We start from the raw sequence: 17,994 nt of genomic DNA, 5'->3' as shown, positions 1-17,994 counted from the left end.
AGGCCATGAACATCCACCTCACCAAAAGCCAGATTGGGCTGGACGGGGTTCCCGCCGCCGAGACCGTGCTCAGCCATGTCGACGGCGAGCGCGGCGAGCTCATCATTGCCGGCGAGCATGTCGGCACCCTCGCCCGCCAGTCGAGTTTCGAGGGCGTCACCGCCCGGCTCTGGAACGGCGCATCTAGAGGCACGCTCAGCGAAGCCAATGTGCGCGCGAGCCTCGGGCTTGCACGCGAACGCGCCTTTGCGCGGCTGCCGGATCTTTTGCCGGCAACGCGCGGTATGGGCATCATCGACGGGTTTCGCGCGGCGGTCGCAGGACTTCGCGCCGAGAACGGGCTCGAGCACGAGGCGACCATCGTCGGCGCGTTTCCGGTGATTGCCGGCGCGCTGGTGCGACAGGCGAAGGGATTTGATCCGGTCGCGCCCGATCCGAATGCGAGCCATGCCGCCGATACGCTGAAGATGCTGCGTGGCGCTATGCCCGAGCCGCGCGAGGTCGCGGCGCTGGACGCCTATCTCGTCACGGTCTGCGATCACGGCATGAACGCCTCGACCTTCGCCACGCGCGTGGTGGCCTCGACGCAGGCCGATCTGTTCGCCGCCGTCACCGCCGGCTACTGCGCACTGACGGGACCGCTGCACGGCGGCGCGCCGGAGCCGGTGCTGGAAATGCTGGATGCAATCGGTTCGCGCGAACGGATTAGGCCGTGGGTCGATGCGGCGCTGGCGCGCGGCGAACGGCTGATGGGTTTTGGCCATCGCGTCTATCGCGTGCGCGATCCGCGCGCCGACGTGCTGAAGGCCGCAATCGAGCGGCTTTCCGCCGACGGCGCCGACCTGCCGTTTGCCGGCGAGGTCGAGGCCTATATCCGCGCCGCGCTGCGCAAGAAGAATCCGGATCGGCCGCTGGAGACCAATGTCGAGTTCTTCACCGCGATCCTGCTCGATGCCCTCGCCATCCCGCGCCAGGCCTTCACGCCGATCTTCGCGGTAGCGCGCTCTGCAGGCTGGACCGCGCATGCACTCGAGCATCGGCGGACAGGACGGCTGATCCGGCCGAGTTCGTCGTATGTGGGAGCGATGCCGAAGGATTGAGCGACGTCTAGCCCGGATGGAGCGTGCTGTCCCCTCTCCCCTTGCGGGAGAGGGTGGCTCGCCGCGCAGCGGCGAGACGGGTGAGGGGTTCTCTCGGCGGACGAATCTCTTGCAGTGAACTCGCGGACCCAACCCCTCATCCGGCGCTTCGCGCCACCTTCTCCCACAAGGGGAGAAGGGAAAGCAGCGAGCGCGCGCCAGGGTGCGGGGGCCTACGACTCCTTCACCACCGTCTTCAGATAATTATACGCCTTGATGATCTCGATCAGGCGGTCTTCGGTGGAGCGGTCGCCGCCGTTCGCATCCGGGTGATGCTGCTTCACCAGCGCCTTGTACTTGGTCTTGACGTCGGCGAGCGTGGCGTCGGGGCCGAGCCCCATGACCTGAAGCGCCTTGCGCTCGGCGTTCATCACCTTGCGCGTTTCAGCCTTGGGCTGGGCCTCCGGCCCGCGCCGCCAGTTGGCGCGGCCGTTGATCTCGCTGAACATGCTGAACGGATCGAAGGCGCCATCGATCTCGGCTTCCGCACCCTTCTTGACGCCGCCATTGGCGCCCATCTTCCAGGTCGGGCGGTGGCCGGTCAGCGCATCCTTCTGGTAGCGCGCGACGGCGTCGGCATTCATGCCGGAAAAGAAATTGTAGTTCTGGTTGTACTCGCGCACGTGATCGAGGCAGAAGTGCCAGTACTCGCGCGAATTCTCACGGCCCTTCGGCGCGCGGTGGCTGCCCTTGTTCTGGCAGCCGGTCCATTCGCAGGCGACCACGGTCTCGCGCGGCTTCGCTTCCGGCTTCGCACCTCTCGGCTTGACGCGGATGGAGTCGAAGAATTTTGATGAATCGATCGGCATGGCTAACTTTGACTACGCAATGCAAAAACCTTCAAGTCTTGACATTGCGATTGGCGTAGAAGCACGGGATTAAAGAAACGCGATCGCGCGACTTTATGGCTCACATGACAGGCAACGACATGGCTACACAAGACACTATCAGCAACAAGTTGCGCGAAGCTTTCTCGCCGGACAGCCTGCAAGTGGTCGATGAATCACATTTGCATGAAGGCCATGCGGGCCACCGGCCGGGCGGCGAGACGCATTTCCGGGTTTATATCGTGTCTGATGCCTTCAAAGGGAAGAGCCGGGTCGAGCGTCACCGCATGATTAATGCGACGCTGGCCGCGGAACTCTCCGGCGGCGTGCACGCGCTGGCCATCCACGCGCAGGCGCCGGGGGAAGGCGGGAGCTAACCGCCCTATTCGAGCAACAAATCGCGCCATTTTCCCTCATCCTGAGGAGCGCGCCCTTGCGCGCGTCTCGAAGTATGAAGGCCGAGAGGCTGCCGCCGGGCCTGCATGGTTCGAGACGGCGCTTCGCGCCTCCTCACCATGAGGGTCGACAGAAGCGCGTGAAGCTAGAACGACGTCCCTGCCCGCCTCGGCTTGGCCTCCTCCACCTCCGCTTCGCGCGGCACCGGCGAAATACGGAGTGCGGTGATGCGGTTGCGCTCGCGGCGCAGCACTCGGAAGCGGAAGCCGTGGAACGTAAAACTCTGGCCGCGGTCCGGGATCGAGCGCGCCTCGTGAATGACGAGGCCGGCGACCGTCGTTGCCTCTCCATCAGGCAGACGCCAGTCCATGGCGCGGTTGAGATCGCGGATCGGCACCGAGCCGTCGACCACGACCGAACCGTCTGGCTGGGCGCGCACGCCGGCGACGACCACGTCGTGCTCGTCGGAGATATCGCCGACGATCTCTTCCAGAATGTCTTCCAGCGTCACAAGACCTTCAACTTCGCCGTACTCGTCGACGACGAGCGCGAAATGGGTCTTGCGGCGGCGGAAGGCTTTTAGCTGCTCGGATACGGTGCGCATCTCCGGCACGAACCAGGGCGGCAGCGCAATGGTCGAGGCGTCGATGCGCGAGGTGTCGCCTTCGGAGGCCCGAATGGCGCGCAACAGGTCCTTGGCGTGCAGCACGCCGATGATGTTCTCGGGCTTGTCGCGCCACAGCGGGATGCGGGTGTATTCGGTCGCCAGCACCTCGCGCACCAGATCCTCCGGCGGCAGGTCGGCGTTGATCATCATCATCTCGGTACGATGGATCATGACGTCGGACACCTGAAGCTCACGCAGGTCGAGGAGACCGCCGAGCATGTCGCGGTCCTGCTTCTCGACCTTGCCTTCATGGTGCAAGAGGTCGACCGCGCCGCGCAGGCGCTCGGTCGGCGACAGGATCGCCTGGTGCTCGCCGGCAAGACCGAACAGCCGCATCAACAGGCGCACGATGACTTCCACCACCGTCAATAGCGGCCCGAGCACGTACATCGTCAGCCGCATCGGACGCGCCACGGCGAGCGCGACGCGGTCGGGTGCGTTGATGGCGATGGTCTTTGGCAAGACTTCCGCGAAGATCACGACCAGCGCGGTCATCACACCGGTCGCGTAGAGCACGCCGACCTCACCGAACCAGGTGGTGAAGATGCCGGTCGCAATCGCCGACGCCCCGATATTGGCGATGTTGTTGCCGAGCAGCAGCGCGCCGATCAGGCGCTCGCGCATATCGAGCAGTTGGGAGACGACATCGGCCTCGCGATGACCCTGCCTGGAGAGCCGCAGCATGCTGGCGCGCGAGGCGCCGGTCAGCGCGGTCTCGCTCGCGGCGAAGAACGCCGAGACCAGGAGACAGAAGACGACGATGGAGAATCCGAGCCAATCCATGACCCAACCGCCGATATCAATCGCTCATCACGCCTTGCGCGCGAGCTTGTCGTTGAGGAAATCGCGTACCAGCGACGGCTCGACATCCTTGGCGATGACGGCGCGCCCGACTGCTTCCAGGAGGATGAAGGTGAGCTTGCCGCGCTTGACCTTCTTGTCCTGCGCCATCAGCGCCAGCAGCGCGTCGGCGTCGACAAGCCCCTCCTGCGCAAAGCCCGCGATATCCTGAAGACGCGTTGGCAAGCCAGCCTCCGCAAGGTGACGTTCGACGCGCGCCGCATCCGCCGCACCGATCATGCCGAGCCTTGCGGAGAACTCCGCCGCCAGCACCATGCCGATCGACACGCCCTCGCCGTGGAACAGCCGGTCGGAGAAGCCGGTGGCGGCTTCCAGCGCGTGACCAAAGGTGTGGCCGAGATTGAGCAGCGCGCGCTCGCCGGTCTCGCGCTCATCACGCGAGACGACGCCTGCCTTGGCGCGGCAGGAGGTCGCGATCGCGTGCTCGCGCGCCGAGCCGCCCTTGAAGATGTCGGCGTGGTTCTTCTCCAGCCAGGTGAAGAAGGCCTCGTCGCCGAGCACGCCGTATTTGGCGACCTCAGCATAGCCGGCGCGGAACTGCCGCGGCGACAGCGTATCGAGCACGGCGGTGTCGGCAATGACCAGCACCGGCTGGTGGAAGGCGCCAAGCAGATTCTTGCCCTGCGGCGAGTTGATGCCGGTCTTGCCACCGACGCTGGAATCAACCTGAGCCAGAAGCGAGGTCGGCACCTGCACGAAGTCGACGCCGCGGCGCAGGATCGCGGCCGCAAAGCCGGCGAGATCGCCGACCACGCCGCCACCGAGCGCAATGACGAGATCGTTGCGCTCGATCTTCGCAGCGATCAGCGCCTCGCTGACCTTTTCGAGCCCGGCATAGGTTTTGGAAATCTCGCCTTCTTCGACGACGATGCGCGAGGTCGGAACGCCCGCGGCCGCGAGCGAGGCTTCAGCCGGCTCCAGCCAATGCTTTGCGACGGTGCGATCGGTGACGATCGCGGTGCGCACGCCAGGGCGCAGGGCCGCGACACGCGCGCCGAGCGAGGCAAGCACCTCACGGCCGATGACGATGTCGTAGGTGCGCTCGCCGAGCGCGACGTCGACGATAACAGGATCTGAATGTTTCAACGGCGCGGTCATCTCGCGGCACTCGCTACATTGAAGGGTGGGGAGCGCCGCAGAGATAGTCGCGCAGCGTCTCCAGGCACTCCTCCACGATCCGGTCATGCGGCACGTCGCGCGAGGAGATCGTGAGGTCGGCATTCTGGTAGACCGGCTCGCGTTCGCTGAGCAACCGGGTTACCGTCCCTTCCGGATCGGCGGTTTGCAGCAGCGGGCGATCGGCGCGGCGGCGCACCCGCCGCATGATGACGTCATGATCGGCCCTGAGCCAGATCGAGACCGCCTTGGCCGCGATGCGCGCGCGCGTCTCCTCGCGCATGAAGGCGCCGCCGCCGGTGGCGAGCACCAGCGGGCCGCCGTCCAGGAGGCGCGCGATCACCCGCGTCTCGCCGTCGCGAAAATAAGGCTCGCCGTGGCGCTCGAAGATTTCCGGTATGGTCATGCCGGCAGCCGCCTCGATCTCAGTGTCGGCATCGACGAAAGGCAGCTTGAGCCGGGCCGCGAGGCGCCGGCCGATGGTGGATTTGCCGACCCCCATCATGCCGACCAGCACGATCGAGCGGCCCGCAAGCGCCGACAGGATGTCGGGCTCGGGCGAGCTTGGTGCTGGTACGGCGGCCTCGGACATGGATCTCGCTCAATCTGCCGCCAAAGGCGGCATCTGGGGCCACCTATACGACCCCGAAGGGACCCTCGCCAGAGACTCTTGCCACGAAACGGCGAACATGTTGGATGATTTCATTGGTTAATTCGCCCCGACGAGACCCCTACCGAGACTTCGCCCGATGCCCAGCCTGTTCCGCTTCCTGACGGTCGTCGCCGTACTCGCCGGCATCGTCTATGGCGTGATCTTCGCGCTGGCGAATTTCGTCAGCCCAAAGTCGCGGGAAATGACCGTGACCATCTCGCCTGACAAGTTTCTCAAGAAATAGGCGCTAGCCTCCGGGGCATGCCAGCAAAGCCCTCCAATACCCAACTGACCGGCCTGTTCCTCGACATGCTCGCGGCGGAACAAGGTGCCGGCCCCAATACGCTCGACGCCTACCGGCGCGACCTCACCGACTTCTCCGACTTCCTCGCCCACAAGCGCCAGGATTTCATCGGCGCCGACACGCAAGTCTTGCGCGACTATCTCGGTGATCTCGATACGCGCGGGTTCAAATCGACCAGCGTCGCCCGCCGCCTGTCGGCGATGCGGCACCTGTTTCGCTTCCTGCTCAACGAGCGCATTCGCAGCGACGATCCCGCCGCGATCCTCTCGGGACCGAAGCGCGGCCGCAGCCTGCCGAAGGTGCTGTCGATTGCCGACGTCGATCGCATGCTGAGACGCGCCAAGGAGCTGAGTGAGGCGGCGGACGCGTCGCCCTCCCAGCGGCTGCGCAGCTTGCGGCTCTATTGCCTGCTCGAAGTACTTTACGCCACGGGCCTGCGTGTCTCCGAGCTGGTGTCGCTGCCGCGCTCGGCCGCAAAGCGCGACGCGCGCATGATCGTGGTGCGCGGCAAGGGCAACAAGGAGCGCCTGGTGCCACTCAACGAGGCCGCGCGGCAGGCGATGGCGGATTATCTTGCGGCAACGGACGCCGCCAAAGGCGACAGCAGGGGCGACGGCAAGTCGAACAAGAAAGGCAGCCTCGCCGCCTCGAAATGGCTGTTTCCCTCCTTCGGCGAAAGCGGCCACCTGACGCGGCAGCATTTTGCCCGCGACCTGAAGGAGCTCGCGGTCGCCTCCGGTCTTCAGGCGCGCCTCGTCTCCCCGCACGTGCTGCGCCACGCTTTTGCCAGCCACCTCCTCCACAACGGCGCCGACCTGCGCATCGTGCAGACGCTGCTCGGCCACACCGACATCTCGACGACGCAGATCTATACCCATGTGGTGGAGGAGCGCCTGAAGAGCCTGGTGCGCGACCTGCACCCGCTGGCGGAGAGGCGAAGCAACCTCCGCCGTCGTCCCGGACAAGCGTAAGCGCAGATCCGGGACGACAGCGGAGGTTGGAGTCGGGACACGAGAGCCACCACCATCCGCCTTGACTTCCGCCCCGTCTCCGCAGAAAGAGCCGTCTGCCTTTGTCGCGATTTGGCGCGCGGCTGCTCTTATCCCGCGCCAAGCCATTGAAGACGCTACACTTCTCTGTCCCGCCGGAAATCTGCTTCGTCTCCCCACCCTGCCCCCTATATTGAACCGATGTCAGACCTCATGCGCAGCTATCTCGATTTCGAAAAGCCCGTCGCCGAGCTCGATTCCAAGCTCGACGAATTGCGCGCGCTCTCGGCCTCCGGCGACATTGCCGAGGAGGTCGGCAAGATCGAGGACAAGGCGGCGCAGGCGCTCGCCGATCTCTATGCGAATTTGACGCCGTGGCAGAAGACGCTGGTCGCCCGCCATCCGCAGCGGCCGCACTTCTCCGACTTCATCAACGGCCTGGTCACCGAATTCACCCCGCTCGCCGGCGACCGCAAGTTCGGCGAGGACGAGGCGCTGGTCGCAGGCTTCGGCCGCTTCCGCGGCGAAGCCATCTGCGTGATGGGCCAGGAAAAGGGCGATTCCACCGAGAGCCGCATCAAGCACAATTTCGGCATGGCGCGGCCCGAAGGCTATCGCAAGGCGGTGCGGCTGATGGAGATGGCCGAGCGGTTTGGCCTGCCCGTGCTGTCGATCGTCGATTCTGCCGGCGCCTATCCCGGCATCGGCGCGGAAGAGCGCGGACAGGCCGAAGCGATTGCGCGCTCGACGGACGCCTGCCTGTCGCTAGGCGTGCCGAACGTTGCGATCATCACCGGCGAGGGCATGTCGGGCGGCGCGATCGCGATCACCACGGCGAACCGCGTCCTGATGCTGGAGCATGCGATCTACAGCGTGATCTCGCCGGAGGCCGCCTCCTCGATCCTCTGGCGCGACGGCACCAAGGCCCAGGAAGCCGCCAACAGCATGAAGATCACAGCCCAGGACATGCTGCGCTTCGGCGTCATCGACAGCATCCTCAAAGAACCCGTCGGCGGCGCCCACCGCGACCCCGCCGCCATGATCGCCACCACGGGCGAGGCGATCGAGCAGGCCTTCATCGAGCTGCGCAACCTTGATGCGGACGCCATCCGCAAGCAGCGCCGGCAGAAATTCCTCGAAATCGGCCGCAAACTGGCGTGATTTGGGGGTGCCGTGTCCCGGACGCGGTGCAGCGTGCAACGCTGCTCCGCAGAGCCGGGACCCAGCAGGCCACACGATCACCTGCGGCATGGGCCCCGGCTCAGCGACGCACCGCTCCGCGCTGCGTCGCGTCCGGGGCACGAGACCATCCCCGAATGACGGCCTCAATAGCCCGCTAACACCCCATTAACCCTTTTTTCGCCCGAATCGGCGATCCCGGCCGTAATTGAGCCGCTACGCCCTGATTTAGTCTTTGTTGACCATCCCTATGGGGCAACGGGCTCGTGATCCGCGCCTGGGTTGCGACGGTTTGGCCCAGAGGGTAAGATTTTAATCAATGGCTTCAGGGCATAAGCGCTGGGGCTTGGTCTGCAAAAAGCCCGTCAATCGCGGGTCCGGATCGCCGGTCAGGCCATGCTCCAAACCTGGGGGTTTTGCGATTTGCCCGGTGAGTGTGGGGTCCATCTTGATTTCTAGCTCGCTTGCACGCGCGCTTTTGACGTCGGTTGCGCTTGTCACCAGCGTGCTGCTGGCTGGCTGCGACACCGATCAGGTCTCGCTTGCGACCAACGCCAAGGCCAACCAACCCGTCTCGCCAAAGCTTCTCGCCGCGATGACCGAGAAGGACATGGATCTGCAATCGCCGATCCTGGTCCGCCTGTTCAAGCAGGAGGCCGAGCTTGAGGTCTGGAAGCAGACCCGAAGCGGCCAGTTCGCGCTGCTCAAGACCTATCCGATCTGCCGCTGGTCGGGCGATCTCGGGCCGAAGGTGCGCGAAGGCGACCGCCAGGCGCCCGAGGGGTTCTACTCGATCAACCCCAGCCAGATGAATCCGCAGTCGGCCTATTACCTCTCGTTCAACACCGGCTATCCCAACGCGTTCGACCGCGCGCTCGGCCGCTCCGGCTCGCAGTTGATGGTGCACGGCGACTGCTCCTCGCGCGGTTGCTACGCGATGACGGACGAGCAGATCGCGGAGATCTATTCGCTCGGGCGAGAGTCCTTCTTCGGCGGCCAGAAGGCGTTCCAGTTCCAGGCCTATCCGTTCCGAATGACGCCGGTGAACATGGCCAAGCACCGCAACAATCCGAACATGGCCTTCTGGAAGATGATCAAGGAAGGCAATGATCATTTCGAGGTGACGCGGCAGGAGCCGAAGGTCGATTTCTGCGAGAAGAAGTACGTCTTCGACGCGGCGAAGACGCCGGACGCCAAGCGCGATCCCGTGTTCGATGCCTCCGCAAAGTGCCCGGCCTACGTGATCCCCGACGACATCGCGAGCGCCGTGCGCGAGAAGGAGCAGAAGGACGAGGCGGAATACGCCAGGCTCGTCGCCAAGGGCACGCCGATGGCGCGCATGAATACCGGTATCGACGGCGGCATGAACAAGGTGTTCGCCGCGAAGATTCCGGAAGGCTCGACGGGCCTGTCCGAGGGCGCCGAAGGCTCCACGCTGCAGATGCTGGCGATGTCGAAGGCGCCCGGCACGATCCCCGGCACCGTCAATCCGCCGAGGCCGAACCTCGAGCCTGCCGCAGCAAGCCCGCAGAGCGAGCCGGTCGTCGCCGCCCCTGCGCAAGCCAGCAACACCCGCGTCGCGGCCGCCGCGCCCACTGACAAAGAGAATTCGCAAGGCGGCGGCTTCTTCTCCGGCCTCGCCCGCAAGATGGGCATGGGTAGTGCCGACACCACGGCGACCGCATCGCCGCCGCCGGCCACCACCGCTTCGGCGACTCCGCCCACGGCGGCATCCCGGCTGAAGGCCGCGGTGACCCGGTTCGCGCCGGGACACGGCACGGCCAAGGACGCGAAGGACGCCCCCAAGGAAACTGCTAAGGAAGCAGCCAAGCCGGTCGCAGCCGCCAAACCCGCCGAGCCGAAGCCGGCCGACACCAAGGTCGCCGCCTCACGCCCGCCGCTGAAGCCGTCGGTGTCGGATAGCGCGGCGGCAGCCGGCAGCAAAGACGCGCAACTCGCAGGCGCCGCGCCGGTGATGTCGTCGAACTCATTCGACAGCCGGTTCGGGGCGGTGAAGTAGGCGACGTCTTCGTCGCGTCCAGCGACACACTCTGCCGTCATTCCCCGCGAAAGCGGGGAATCCAGTATTCCAGAGACAGCGCGAGGATACGGAGAGGCCGCGGCGAACTGTGTCGCCCGGTCGAGCCGTGCGACGAGACGCGGAGTGCGCGCACCGGCTGTGCCCGCCCGACAAGTTGGGGCACCTGAAATTCCCTACGGCGCCAGATACCTTAGCAGCTCCGGATTCTCTCGCACATCTCCCGCCGCGCCCTGCAATGCGACGCGGCCGCGGTCGAGGACGTAAGCGTAGTCGGCGACTCTTAGCGCGAGGTCGAGGTGCTGCTCGACGATGATCACCGCGATCTGCTTGGCGAGCTCGATCAGGCGCTCGGTGATCTCCTCGATGACGCCGATCCAGACGCCTTCGGTCGGCTCGTCCAGCAGCAGGAGTTTTGGATCGCCCAGCATGGCGCGGCCGATGGCGAGCATCTTGCGCTCGCCTCCGGAGAGCGTGCCGGCGGGCTGGTCGAGGCGCTGGCCGAGCTTCGGGAAGATCGTCAGCACGCGGTCGACGGCGGCGGAATCCTTGGCCGCGAGCGAGCCGACGGCGAGATTGTCGCGTACCGACAGACGGGCGAACACCGAATGCTCCTGCGGCACGTAGCCGATGCCGGCGCGCACGCGCTCTTGGGTAGCGCGGCGGCTGATGTCGTGGCCATCGAAGGCGACATCGCCCTTCCACGCCGGCAGCTCGCCGACGATCGTCTTCATCAGCGTGGTCTTGCCGGCGCCGTTGCGGCCGAGCACAGCGACGCCGCCGCGCCAGGGAATGCCGAGGCTGACGTCGAACAGCACCTGGCTGCGGCCATAGCCGGCGTCGAGATGCTTGATATGCAAAAACTCCTGCTCAGGCACGGCGCAAATAAATCTCCTGGACGGACTTGTTGGCCTGGATCTCCGACACCGTACCTGATGCCAGCACCTTGCCCTGGTCGAGCACGGTGAGGCGGTCGCAGATGTCGCGGATGAAATCTAGATCGTGCTCGACGATGACGAGTGAGCAGTGCTGCTTGATCGGCGCGAGCAACTCACCGGTGACGCGGCGCTCCTCCAGGCTCATGCCGCCGGTCGGCTCGTCGAGCAGCAGAAGCCGCGGCTTGCCAGCGAGCGCCATCGCGATCTCCAGCCATTGCTGCTGGCCGTGCGACAGCGTCGCCGCCGCATCGAAGGCGCGGCTCGCAAGACGGAACTGCGTCAGCATCGCCATCACCTGGTCATGCAGCGCGCCGCGGGTGCGCGAGAACACGAGATCGAACAGCGAGGACTGCGCCTGCAGCGCCAGCAGGATGTTGTCGTACAGCGTGAGCGTCGGCAGCACGCTCGTGATCTGGAATTTCAGGCTCATGCCGGCCCGCGCGCGCTCGGTCGGCGTGAATGCGGTGATGTCGGCGTTGACGAAAGAGACCTTGCCCTGCGTCGGCACCTCGGCGCCCGCGATGCACTTCATCAGCGTGCTCTTGCCCGAGCCGTTCGGCCCGATCAGGCCGTGAAACTCGTTCTCGCCGACGGTAAGCGTGGCGCCATCGAGCGCTGTGAGCTTGCCGAAGATTTTCGTGATGCCTGCGGCTTCAAGAAGCGGCATTGCGCTTCTCCTTTTCAGTCTCCTTGGGCTTCGCACCAAAGCTGCCGACGCGCTCGCGTTCTCCTAACACGAAGCTGATCAGGCCTAGGGGACGGAACAGGATGACGAACAGCAGCAGCACGCCCAAGATGATTGGCCAGATGTCGCGATAATTGTCCGACAGCCAGAAGCTGACGCCTTCGATGATCACGGTGCCGATCACGGCGCCGATCAGCGTGCCGGAGCCGCCGAACAGCACGTAGAGCACGACCTGGGTGGATACGACGACGCCGACCATGTTGGGCCAGACAAACCCTTCGTGGAAGGCGTAGAGGCTGCCGGCAAGGCCGGCGATGGTGCCGCCGACCGCGAACACGATGGCCTTGAGATGCTGGGCCTTGTAGCCAAAGAATGCGATACGCTGCTCGTTCTCGCGAAGGCCCGCGAGCGCCAGGCCGAATTGCGAGCGCACCAGGAAGCGGCACAGGAGATAGGCGACGACGAGGATGCCGAGCGTGAGATAGTAGAAGACCGGCCCCTCGGAGAATTCGTAGGAGCCGAGCGTCATCGGCGAAATCGAGGGGATGCCGTTCTGGCCGCCAAGATAATACCAGCCGCGCGCGAGGCGGTCGGCGGCGTAGGAGCCGGTCAGCGTGCCGAGCGCGACGAAGATCACGCTCGACGGATGCCGGCCGAGCAGCAGGAAGCCGCCGAGCAGGAGTGCGAAGGTGAGACCGATGATCGTGCCCGCAGGGAGCACCAGGAAGATGTTGGTGATGTCGAGATCGCGCGCCAGCAGCGCCACGCCGTAGCCGGCCGAGCCGAAGAACAGGGCCTGGCCGAAGCTCATGATGCCGGCATAGCCCCAGACGAGGTCGAACGACAGCGCGAACAGCGCCAGGATGATGACGCGGGTCGCAAACACCGTGAGATAGTCCTGCAGCACGAGCGGCGCAATCAGCGCCGCCAGCAGCACCAGACCCTCGACGATCGGCAGGACCTTTCGTCCCGAGGCGGCCTGCCGCGCTTCGCTTTCAGCCATCGCACCGTCCGGCTCGTCGCCGACATCGGCGTCGATGGCTTCTCTTACCACACTCATCGACTTCAGCATTCGGTCTCAGCACTCTTTGGGATCGACGAGCCCGTCGCTGCGGCCGACGATCTCGTAATTGCCGCCCTTGGCCACCGCCGTGTACATCTTCATCTTGCAGTGGCGTTTGCCCGGCACCATTTCGGCCGGCCCGCCCGGACCTTCCGCGATCTTGGCGTGATCGAGTGCGGCGGCAACCGACTCGCGATCGATCTTGCCGGCCTCCTTGACCGCGGCCTCCCACAACTTCAAGCCGCGGTAGGTGCCGGTCGCGGCACTGCCGGCGGCGAACAGGAAGTTGCCGGGGAAATCCTTCTCATAGGCGGCCTGGATCCTGGCGTTGACCGGGTCCTCCTTGGTCAGCACCTTGAAATAGTCGAGGCAGCTTGCGAGGCCCTCGATCTCGTTCGCCTGGTTGATGTTGAGCGTGTTCTCGTCGTAGTAGACGCAAGCGAGCCGTCCGCCATTCTTGAGGAAGCCCGCTTCATAGAGCTGCTTAAAGAACGGTCCGACGCCGGGCGGGATCACGGTGTTGAAGACGACGTCGACCTTGTTGGAGATGATGCGGTTGACGGTTGCCGAGAAGTCGATCTGGTCGAGCGGGTAGTATTCCTCGAACACCACCTCGCCGCCATTGGATTCGATCACCTTGCGGGCATAGACGTTCAGCGTGTGCGGCCAGACATAGTTGGCGCTCGGCAGCGCGAACTTCTTGCCGCCGTTCTTGATCAGCCAGGGGATGAACTCGTCGCATTGCTGCGCCGGCGTCGGCCCGGTGCAGAACAGGAACGGCGTGCACTCCTTGCCCTCGTAGAGCTGCGGATAGATGTAGAGCGTCTTGCCGCGCGCCACGATCGGATCCTTGATCGCGTTGCGCATCGACGAGGTGATGCCGCCCAGCACCATGTCGACCTTGTCGCGCTGGATCAGCTTGCGCACGTTGCCGACGGCCACGGATTCGTTCGAGGCGGTATCTTCGATGTAGAGCTCGAGCGGCCGGCCCAGCAGGCCGCCGGTGTTATTGATCTCCTTGATCACCATCTTGGCGACGTTGGCGTCGGCGTTGCCGGCATAGGCGATCGGGCCGGTGAGGTCGGTCGCAATCCCGACCTTGATCGGGCCCTCCGCCGCGTTCGCCCAGTCGGGACGAATCACCCAGCTGGCGGCGCCGGTCGCGATCGCGCCGGAAGCAAAGGCGAAATTGGAGAGGAAGCGGCGGCGGGTGAGATTGACGCGATCGAACATGGACTAAACCCCTTTTCCAGCGATGAGGCCTTGCGGCCGGAATTTGATGAAGGCAATTGCAAGAACGAAGACGAGGACGTCGGCGATGACGGGCGCCATGACCCATGGCAGCGCGGCGCTGAGCGTGCCAATGACGCCGGCGCCCGCGACCGGTCCGATGAACGATCCGACGCCGCCGACCATGACGGCGACAAACCCTTGAATCAGGAAGCGGATGCCGAGATCGGCAAACAGGCTGAAGACCGGCACGATCAGCGCGCCGGCAAGCCCTGCGAGCGCCGCACCGAAGGCAAAAGTGACGCCGTAGATCAGCGGCGTCGAAATGCCGGAGGCGCGCGCCAGAGCCGGGTTCTCCAGCGTGGCGCGCACGCGTAGGCCAAAGCTGGTGCGCGAGAGCAGGAGATAGCAGGCGCCCATCACCAGGAGCGTGATCACGATGATGATGAAGCGCCAGGTCGAGATGTGCATGGTGCCGATGTCGATCGAGCCGCCGATCGGCTCGGGCACGGTCAGATAGAAGCCGCCGATCAGCCCGCGCACGGACTCGCGGATGATCAGGCCGAGCGCATAGGTGCCGAGCATGGCGACGATCGGCGCAGCGTAGAAGCGGCGGATGATCAGCCCCTCCAGCGCGAAGCCGAGCGCCCCGACCAGGAAGGGCGCGGCGACCATGCCGGCCCAGATCGGCAGGCCGTGGCTATAGGCGAGATAGGTGATGTAGGCCCCGAGCAGGACGAACTCTCCTTGCGCGAAGTTGAAGATGCCCATCATGCTGGCGATGATCCCGAGCCCCAGCACGATCAGGACGATGATCGCGCCAAAGCTCAGGATTTCGAACGCCGCGACGAATGCGTTAGCCATACGTTGCGATCCACCCAGCCGGCATCACGTCTCGCCTCACATCTTCTTCCAGTCGCCGATCTGCTCGAAGGCATGCGCGGCGCGGTAGATCGTCGATTCCTCGAAGTGGCGGCCGACCAGCATCAGCCCGACCGGCAGGCCGTCGACCATGCCGCACGGCAATGACATTGCGGGGTGATGGGTGATGTCGAATGGCGCGGTGTTGGCGATCATCTCCAGCGCGCGAGCGACATAGTCCTCGCGGCAGGCATTGGCCGGCGGCAACGGCGTCGCCTTCATCGGCGTCGTCGGCAGCAGCAGGAGGTCGTAATCGCCGAACGCCTTGTCATAGGCCGCCGTCAGGCGGCGGGAGATGTTGAGCGCCTTGCCGTAATAGCGGGGGCCGAAGGTGTTGTTGATGTAGGTGCCGAGCAGAAGGAACAGCTTGGTCGTCTCGGAGAGGGAATCGGCCTGCCGGCGCCAGCCGCGGTGGAAATCCATCAGCGAGGTCGAATAGAGATCGCCGCGGCTGAGGCCGTAGCCGTCGCCATACATCATGGTCTGGGTCATGCCCTCGGTGCCGATCGGCGTCCAGATCGCGGGACCTGCGAGATGCATCGGTATCGACACGGTCTCGACGGTAGCGCCGAGATCCCTGAAGCGCTTCGCCGCCTCGCGCACGCTCTCATTGACGGCTGCTTCTGCGGTCGGCAGCTCAAAACCCTCCTTGAGGATGCCGATCTTCATGCCCTTGATGCCGGCCCCCAGCGCCTTGGTGTACTCGTCGACCTTGGGTGACTTGATGCGGGGATCGTAGCCGTCGTCGCCGGCGATCACCTCGAGCAGCAGCGCATTGTCGGCGACCGTCGCCGTCATCGGGCCGGTGTGATCGACAAAAATCTCGATCGGCATGATGCCGGTGTAGGGCACGAGGCCCCAGGTCGGCTTCATGCCGTAGATGCCGCAGAACGAGGACGGCATGCGGATCGAGCCGCCCTGGTCGCCGCCGATCGCCATGTCGACCTCGCCGAGCGCGACGACGACGCCGCTTCCGGAGGACGAGCCGCCGGCCGAATAGCCCATCTTGTGCGGATTGTGCACCGGACCGACCGCGCCGGTATGGCTGCCGCCGGACATGCAGAAGGATTCGCAGTGCACCTTGCCGGCGATCTCGGCGCCGGCGTCCAGCATGCGCGTGACGATGGTGGCGTCGAAATCGGGCACATAGCCCTCCAGCGTCGCCGAGCCGTTCATCATGGGAACGCCAGCGAGCATGATGTTGTCCTTCAGCGCAACCGTCTTGCCCTTGAGCTTGCCGCTGGGGGCGCCCTTCACGGTCGACTTGCGATACCAGGCGTTGCGCGGGTTTTCGTCCGGCGAGGGCCGGTAGCCCGGCGTCCGCGGATATTTCACCGGCGGCAGTTCGTCGGGCATCGCCGCGACGAGATTGTAGGCCTCGATCGAGCCCTGCATCAGGCCGCGAAACGAGGCGACGTCTTCATCGGTCAGCGCAAGGCCGCACTGCTGGGCGACGCTGCGGAGCTGGGTTGGGGTGGGAAGGACAACTGACACGACGCTCTCCTCAAAGCTTTGAACGATCCCTGGACGGTCTCTGGGGCGTGCGGCCGCGGTCCGCTTTGCGAGCGCAGACCCACCGGCCTTGTCGCAACATTCAAAACGGAAATATTTTCCTTTTCAAGTATTATTTTGAAGAGGCGCGCTTTGCGGATATCCGCGCCGGTGTCAGATCGGCTTGATCAGCTTGAAGTCGAGACCATCGGCCTCGGCGAGATACATCGGCATTTTCGCGTGGCCGTTGCGCACCGTGACGGGGCCGCGCGCGCCGCTGTAGACGACGCTGCGCGCCGCCGCGAGCATCGGCCCCATCGCCAGTGTGCCGGCCTTGGCCGCAACCGCTTCGAGGAAGCGCAGCCCCTCATAGCTGGATTGCCCGAGCGAGCCGATCGGCGGGGCGTTCGGACCGAACATCGCGCTGTAGCGGCTCTGGAAATCGTCATTGGCGCGCGAGCCGACGGCGGGGAAATAGCCGGAGGCGCAGAACAGGTTCTCGGAGTTGTCGGCGCCGATGCCGAGCAGCACGGTCTCGTCCATCGCACCGGCAAACCGCAGCGTGGTCGCGCCGAGGCCGCATTCGCCGAAGGCGCGATTGAAGGTGATGCTGTCGGTGCCGATCAGCGAGATCAGCACGACATCGGGCTTGGCGGCGCGGATCCGCGCCAGGTGCGGCTCGTGATTGTCCTCGCCGAGCGGCACGAACTCCTCGCCCACGACGTGGCCGCCGGTCTCCTTGATGTAGCGCTTCACCGCGCGATGCGACTGCCAGGGCCAGACATAGTCGCTGCCGATCAGGTACCAGTGCGCGGCCTTCTTGACGTCGGCGAGCCAGTGGATCGACGGCCGGCTCTGCCAGCGCGGCGTCTCGCCGATCGCCATGACGCCCGGCGTCTGTTCGCCGCCCTCATAGACCGGCGTGTAGATGTAGGGGATGCGGTGGCGCGTGGTGACCTTGCGCAAGGCGACGCGGACCGCGCTGGTGTGCAGGCCTACGATGAGATCGACCTCGTCGAAGGCGATCGCCTGCTCGGCACGATCGAGGATCTCGTCGAGCGGCCCGCCGGCGTCGTAGATCGACAGCTCGATCTCGCGTCCGAGAATGCCGCCGCGCTTGTTGATCTCGGCGACGGCGAGCTGCGCGCTGCTGGTGGCGCACGGACCCCAGACCCCGGGCGAGCCGCTGCAGCAGATGAAGCCGCCGATGCGAAGCTTGCTGCTGGCGCCGCGCCGGCGGAAGAACGAGTGATCGCTCGGCGACAATGCCCAATCGATCGCCGGCGACGACAGATTCCTCAACAGCAGGGACGGCGGAAAGGCGGGCCCGCCGGAAGCCGGGAAGTTGACCGTCGAGCCCACACCAACTCCTGTCCGGTACCAGACCTAAAGCACATTCAGCGGGCGACCTCGGCATCCGCCCTTTTGTTGGGCAATCATCCTATTTTGAAAATATTGAATATTCAAGAATTGAAGTGCATATAGATGCAGCAGCAAT

Annotated in this window: 16 protein-coding genes and 1 pseudogene; 6 read left to right on the top strand and 11 right to left on the bottom strand. The window is 65.2% G+C overall.

The features are described 5' to 3' along the window. Window positions 1-5: 5 nt before the first annotated feature. The gene (locus YUU_RS0120465; protein ID WP_027524080.1) at window positions 6-1,100 is read left to right on the top strand and encodes a citrate synthase/methylcitrate synthase; all 1,095 of its coding nucleotides are present in this window, start codon (window positions 6-8) and stop codon (window positions 1,098-1,100) included. Window positions 1,101-1,312: 212 nt separating this feature from the next. Here YUU_RS0120465 and YUU_RS0120460 read toward each other — a convergent pair whose 3' ends face one another. Continuing rightward, window positions 1,313-1,948, bottom strand: a complete 636-nt coding sequence (locus tag YUU_RS0120460; protein ID WP_027524079.1) for a J domain-containing protein — start codon at window positions 1,946-1,948, stop codon at window positions 1,313-1,315. 119 nt (window positions 1,949-2,067) lie between these two features. On the opposite strand from YUU_RS0120460, the gene YUU_RS0120455 reads away from it, so the two are divergent. Further along, window positions 2,068-2,343: a BolA family transcriptional regulator gene (locus tag YUU_RS0120455; protein WP_027524078.1), complete on the top strand. Its 276-nt coding sequence runs from the start codon at window positions 2,068-2,070 to the stop codon at window positions 2,341-2,343. 164 nt (window positions 2,344-2,507) lie between these two features. On the opposite strand, the gene YUU_RS0120450 is transcribed toward YUU_RS0120455, so the two are convergent. From YUU_RS0120450 to YUU_RS51245, 3 genes and pseudogenes are all read right to left on the bottom strand, one after another. Further along, window positions 2,508-3,812: an HlyC/CorC family transporter gene (locus YUU_RS0120450; RefSeq protein WP_027524077.1), complete on the bottom strand. Its 1,305-nt coding sequence runs from the start codon at window positions 3,810-3,812 to the stop codon at window positions 2,508-2,510. Between the two features lie 27 nt (window positions 3,813-3,839). Continuing rightward, window positions 3,840-4,988, bottom strand: coding sequence for a 3-dehydroquinate synthase (gene aroB / locus YUU_RS0120445; protein WP_027524076.1), 1,149 nt, complete (start codon window positions 4,986-4,988; stop codon window positions 3,840-3,842). Then, window positions 4,985-5,598 (bottom strand): annotated as a pseudogene (locus YUU_RS51245) (shikimate kinase). Before YUU_RS51245 ends, aroB begins: the two are co-directional and overlap by 4 nt. A 157-nt stretch (window positions 5,599-5,755) precedes the next feature. Between YUU_RS51245 and YUU_RS51240 the strand changes: the two are divergent. From YUU_RS51240 to YUU_RS0120415, 4 genes are all read left to right on the top strand, one after another. Then, window positions 5,756-5,902, top strand: coding sequence for a hypothetical protein (locus YUU_RS51240; protein ID WP_035662856.1), 147 nt, complete (start codon window positions 5,756-5,758; stop codon window positions 5,900-5,902). Window positions 5,903-5,919: 17 nt separating this feature from the next. Beyond that, window positions 5,920-6,933: a site-specific tyrosine recombinase XerD gene (gene xerD / locus YUU_RS51235; protein WP_051389813.1), complete on the top strand. Its 1,014-nt coding sequence runs from the start codon at window positions 5,920-5,922 to the stop codon at window positions 6,931-6,933. A gap of 219 nt (window positions 6,934-7,152) precedes the next feature. Beyond that, the gene (locus YUU_RS0120420) at window positions 7,153-8,112 is read left to right on the top strand and encodes an acetyl-CoA carboxylase carboxyltransferase subunit alpha (RefSeq protein WP_027524075.1); all 960 of its coding nucleotides are present in this window, start codon (window positions 7,153-7,155) and stop codon (window positions 8,110-8,112) included. A gap of 466 nt (window positions 8,113-8,578) precedes the next feature. Continuing rightward, the gene (locus tag YUU_RS0120415) at window positions 8,579-10,150 is read left to right on the top strand and encodes a murein L,D-transpeptidase family protein (protein WP_245288057.1); all 1,572 of its coding nucleotides are present in this window, start codon (window positions 8,579-8,581) and stop codon (window positions 10,148-10,150) included. A 194-nt stretch (window positions 10,151-10,344) separates the two neighbouring features. Here the strand turns inward: YUU_RS0120415 and YUU_RS0120410 are convergent, their stop codons facing one another. The 7 genes from YUU_RS0120410 to YUU_RS0120380 form a co-directional block, all read right to left on the bottom strand. Beyond that, window positions 10,345-11,046, bottom strand: a complete 702-nt coding sequence (locus tag YUU_RS0120410) for an ABC transporter ATP-binding protein (protein WP_027524073.1) — start codon at window positions 11,044-11,046, stop codon at window positions 10,345-10,347. After that, a complete protein-coding gene (locus YUU_RS0120405; RefSeq protein ID WP_027524072.1) occupies window positions 11,039-11,773 on the bottom strand; it encodes an ABC transporter ATP-binding protein in 735 nt (244 codons plus the stop codon). Before YUU_RS0120405 ends, YUU_RS0120410 begins: the two co-directional genes overlap by 8 nt. Then, window positions 11,760-12,863 carry a branched-chain amino acid ABC transporter permease gene (locus YUU_RS0120400; RefSeq protein ID WP_027524071.1) on the bottom strand — a complete coding sequence of 368 codons (1,104 nt, stop codon included), beginning with the start codon at window positions 12,861-12,863 and terminating at the stop codon, window positions 11,760-11,762. The genes YUU_RS0120405 and YUU_RS0120400 overlap by 14 nt, the downstream gene beginning before the upstream one ends. 6 nt (window positions 12,864-12,869) lie before the next feature. Next, complete coding sequence (locus tag YUU_RS0120395) at window positions 12,870-14,087, bottom strand: substrate-binding protein (protein WP_027524070.1); 1,218 nt, start codon at window positions 14,085-14,087, stop codon at window positions 12,870-12,872. Between the two features lie 3 nt (window positions 14,088-14,090). Further along, the gene (locus YUU_RS0120390; RefSeq protein ID WP_027524069.1) at window positions 14,091-14,948 is read right to left on the bottom strand and encodes a branched-chain amino acid ABC transporter permease; all 858 of its coding nucleotides are present in this window, start codon (window positions 14,946-14,948) and stop codon (window positions 14,091-14,093) included. Between the two features lie 36 nt (window positions 14,949-14,984). Next, window positions 14,985-16,499 (bottom strand): amidase, encoded by a 1,515-nt coding sequence (locus YUU_RS0120385; RefSeq protein ID WP_027524068.1) that lies wholly within the window; start codon window positions 16,497-16,499, stop codon window positions 14,985-14,987. A 171-nt stretch (window positions 16,500-16,670) separates the two neighbouring features. Next, the gene (locus YUU_RS0120380; protein WP_027524067.1) at window positions 16,671-17,858 is read right to left on the bottom strand and encodes a substrate-binding domain-containing protein; all 1,188 of its coding nucleotides are present in this window, start codon (window positions 17,856-17,858) and stop codon (window positions 16,671-16,673) included. Window positions 17,859-17,994: the final 136 nt, after the last annotated feature.

Source organism: Bradyrhizobium sp. Ec3.3, assembly GCF_000472925.1.
In the GTDB taxonomy this organism is placed as follows: Bacteria; Pseudomonadota; Alphaproteobacteria; order Rhizobiales; family Xanthobacteraceae; genus Bradyrhizobium.
The sequence above is the reverse complement of the archived record's forward strand: the minus strand, read 5'-3'. Positions and strand labels throughout refer to the sequence as shown.

Excerpts from the sequence above, each read along its gene's own strand:
- YUU_RS0120450 (WP_027524077.1), bottom strand. The coding sequence starts at position 3,812 with ATGGATTGGCTCGGATTCTCCATCGTCGTCTTCTGTCTCCTGGTCTCG.
- xerD (WP_051389813.1), top strand. The coding sequence starts at position 5,920 with ATGCCAGCAAAGCCCTCCAATACCCAACTGACCGGCCTGTTCCTCGAC.
- YUU_RS0120460 (WP_027524079.1), bottom strand. The coding sequence starts at position 1,948 with ATGCCGATCGATTCATCAAAATTCTTCGACTCCATCCGCGTCAAGCCG.
- YUU_RS0120405 (WP_027524072.1), bottom strand. The coding sequence starts at position 11,773 with ATGCCGCTTCTTGAAGCCGCAGGCATCACGAAAATCTTCGGCAAGCTC.
- YUU_RS0120455 (WP_027524078.1), top strand. The coding sequence starts at position 2,068 with ATGGCTACACAAGACACTATCAGCAACAAGTTGCGCGAAGCTTTCTCG.
- YUU_RS0120420 (WP_027524075.1), top strand. The coding sequence starts at position 7,153 with ATGTCAGACCTCATGCGCAGCTATCTCGATTTCGAAAAGCCCGTCGCC.
- YUU_RS0120400 (WP_027524071.1), bottom strand. The coding sequence starts at position 12,863 with ATGCTGAAGTCGATGAGTGTGGTAAGAGAAGCCATCGACGCCGATGTC.
- YUU_RS51240 (WP_035662856.1), top strand. The coding sequence starts at position 5,756 with ATGCCCAGCCTGTTCCGCTTCCTGACGGTCGTCGCCGTACTCGCCGGC.
- YUU_RS0120395 (WP_027524070.1), bottom strand. The coding sequence starts at position 14,087 with ATGTTCGATCGCGTCAATCTCACCCGCCGCCGCTTCCTCTCCAATTTC.
- aroB (WP_027524076.1), bottom strand. The coding sequence starts at position 4,988 with ATGACCGCGCCGTTGAAACATTCAGATCCTGTTATCGTCGACGTCGCG.
- YUU_RS0120390 (WP_027524069.1), bottom strand. The coding sequence starts at position 14,948 with ATGGCTAACGCATTCGTCGCGGCGTTCGAAATCCTGAGCTTTGGCGCG.
- YUU_RS0120465 (WP_027524080.1), top strand. The coding sequence starts at position 6 with ATGAACATCCACCTCACCAAAAGCCAGATTGGGCTGGACGGGGTTCCC.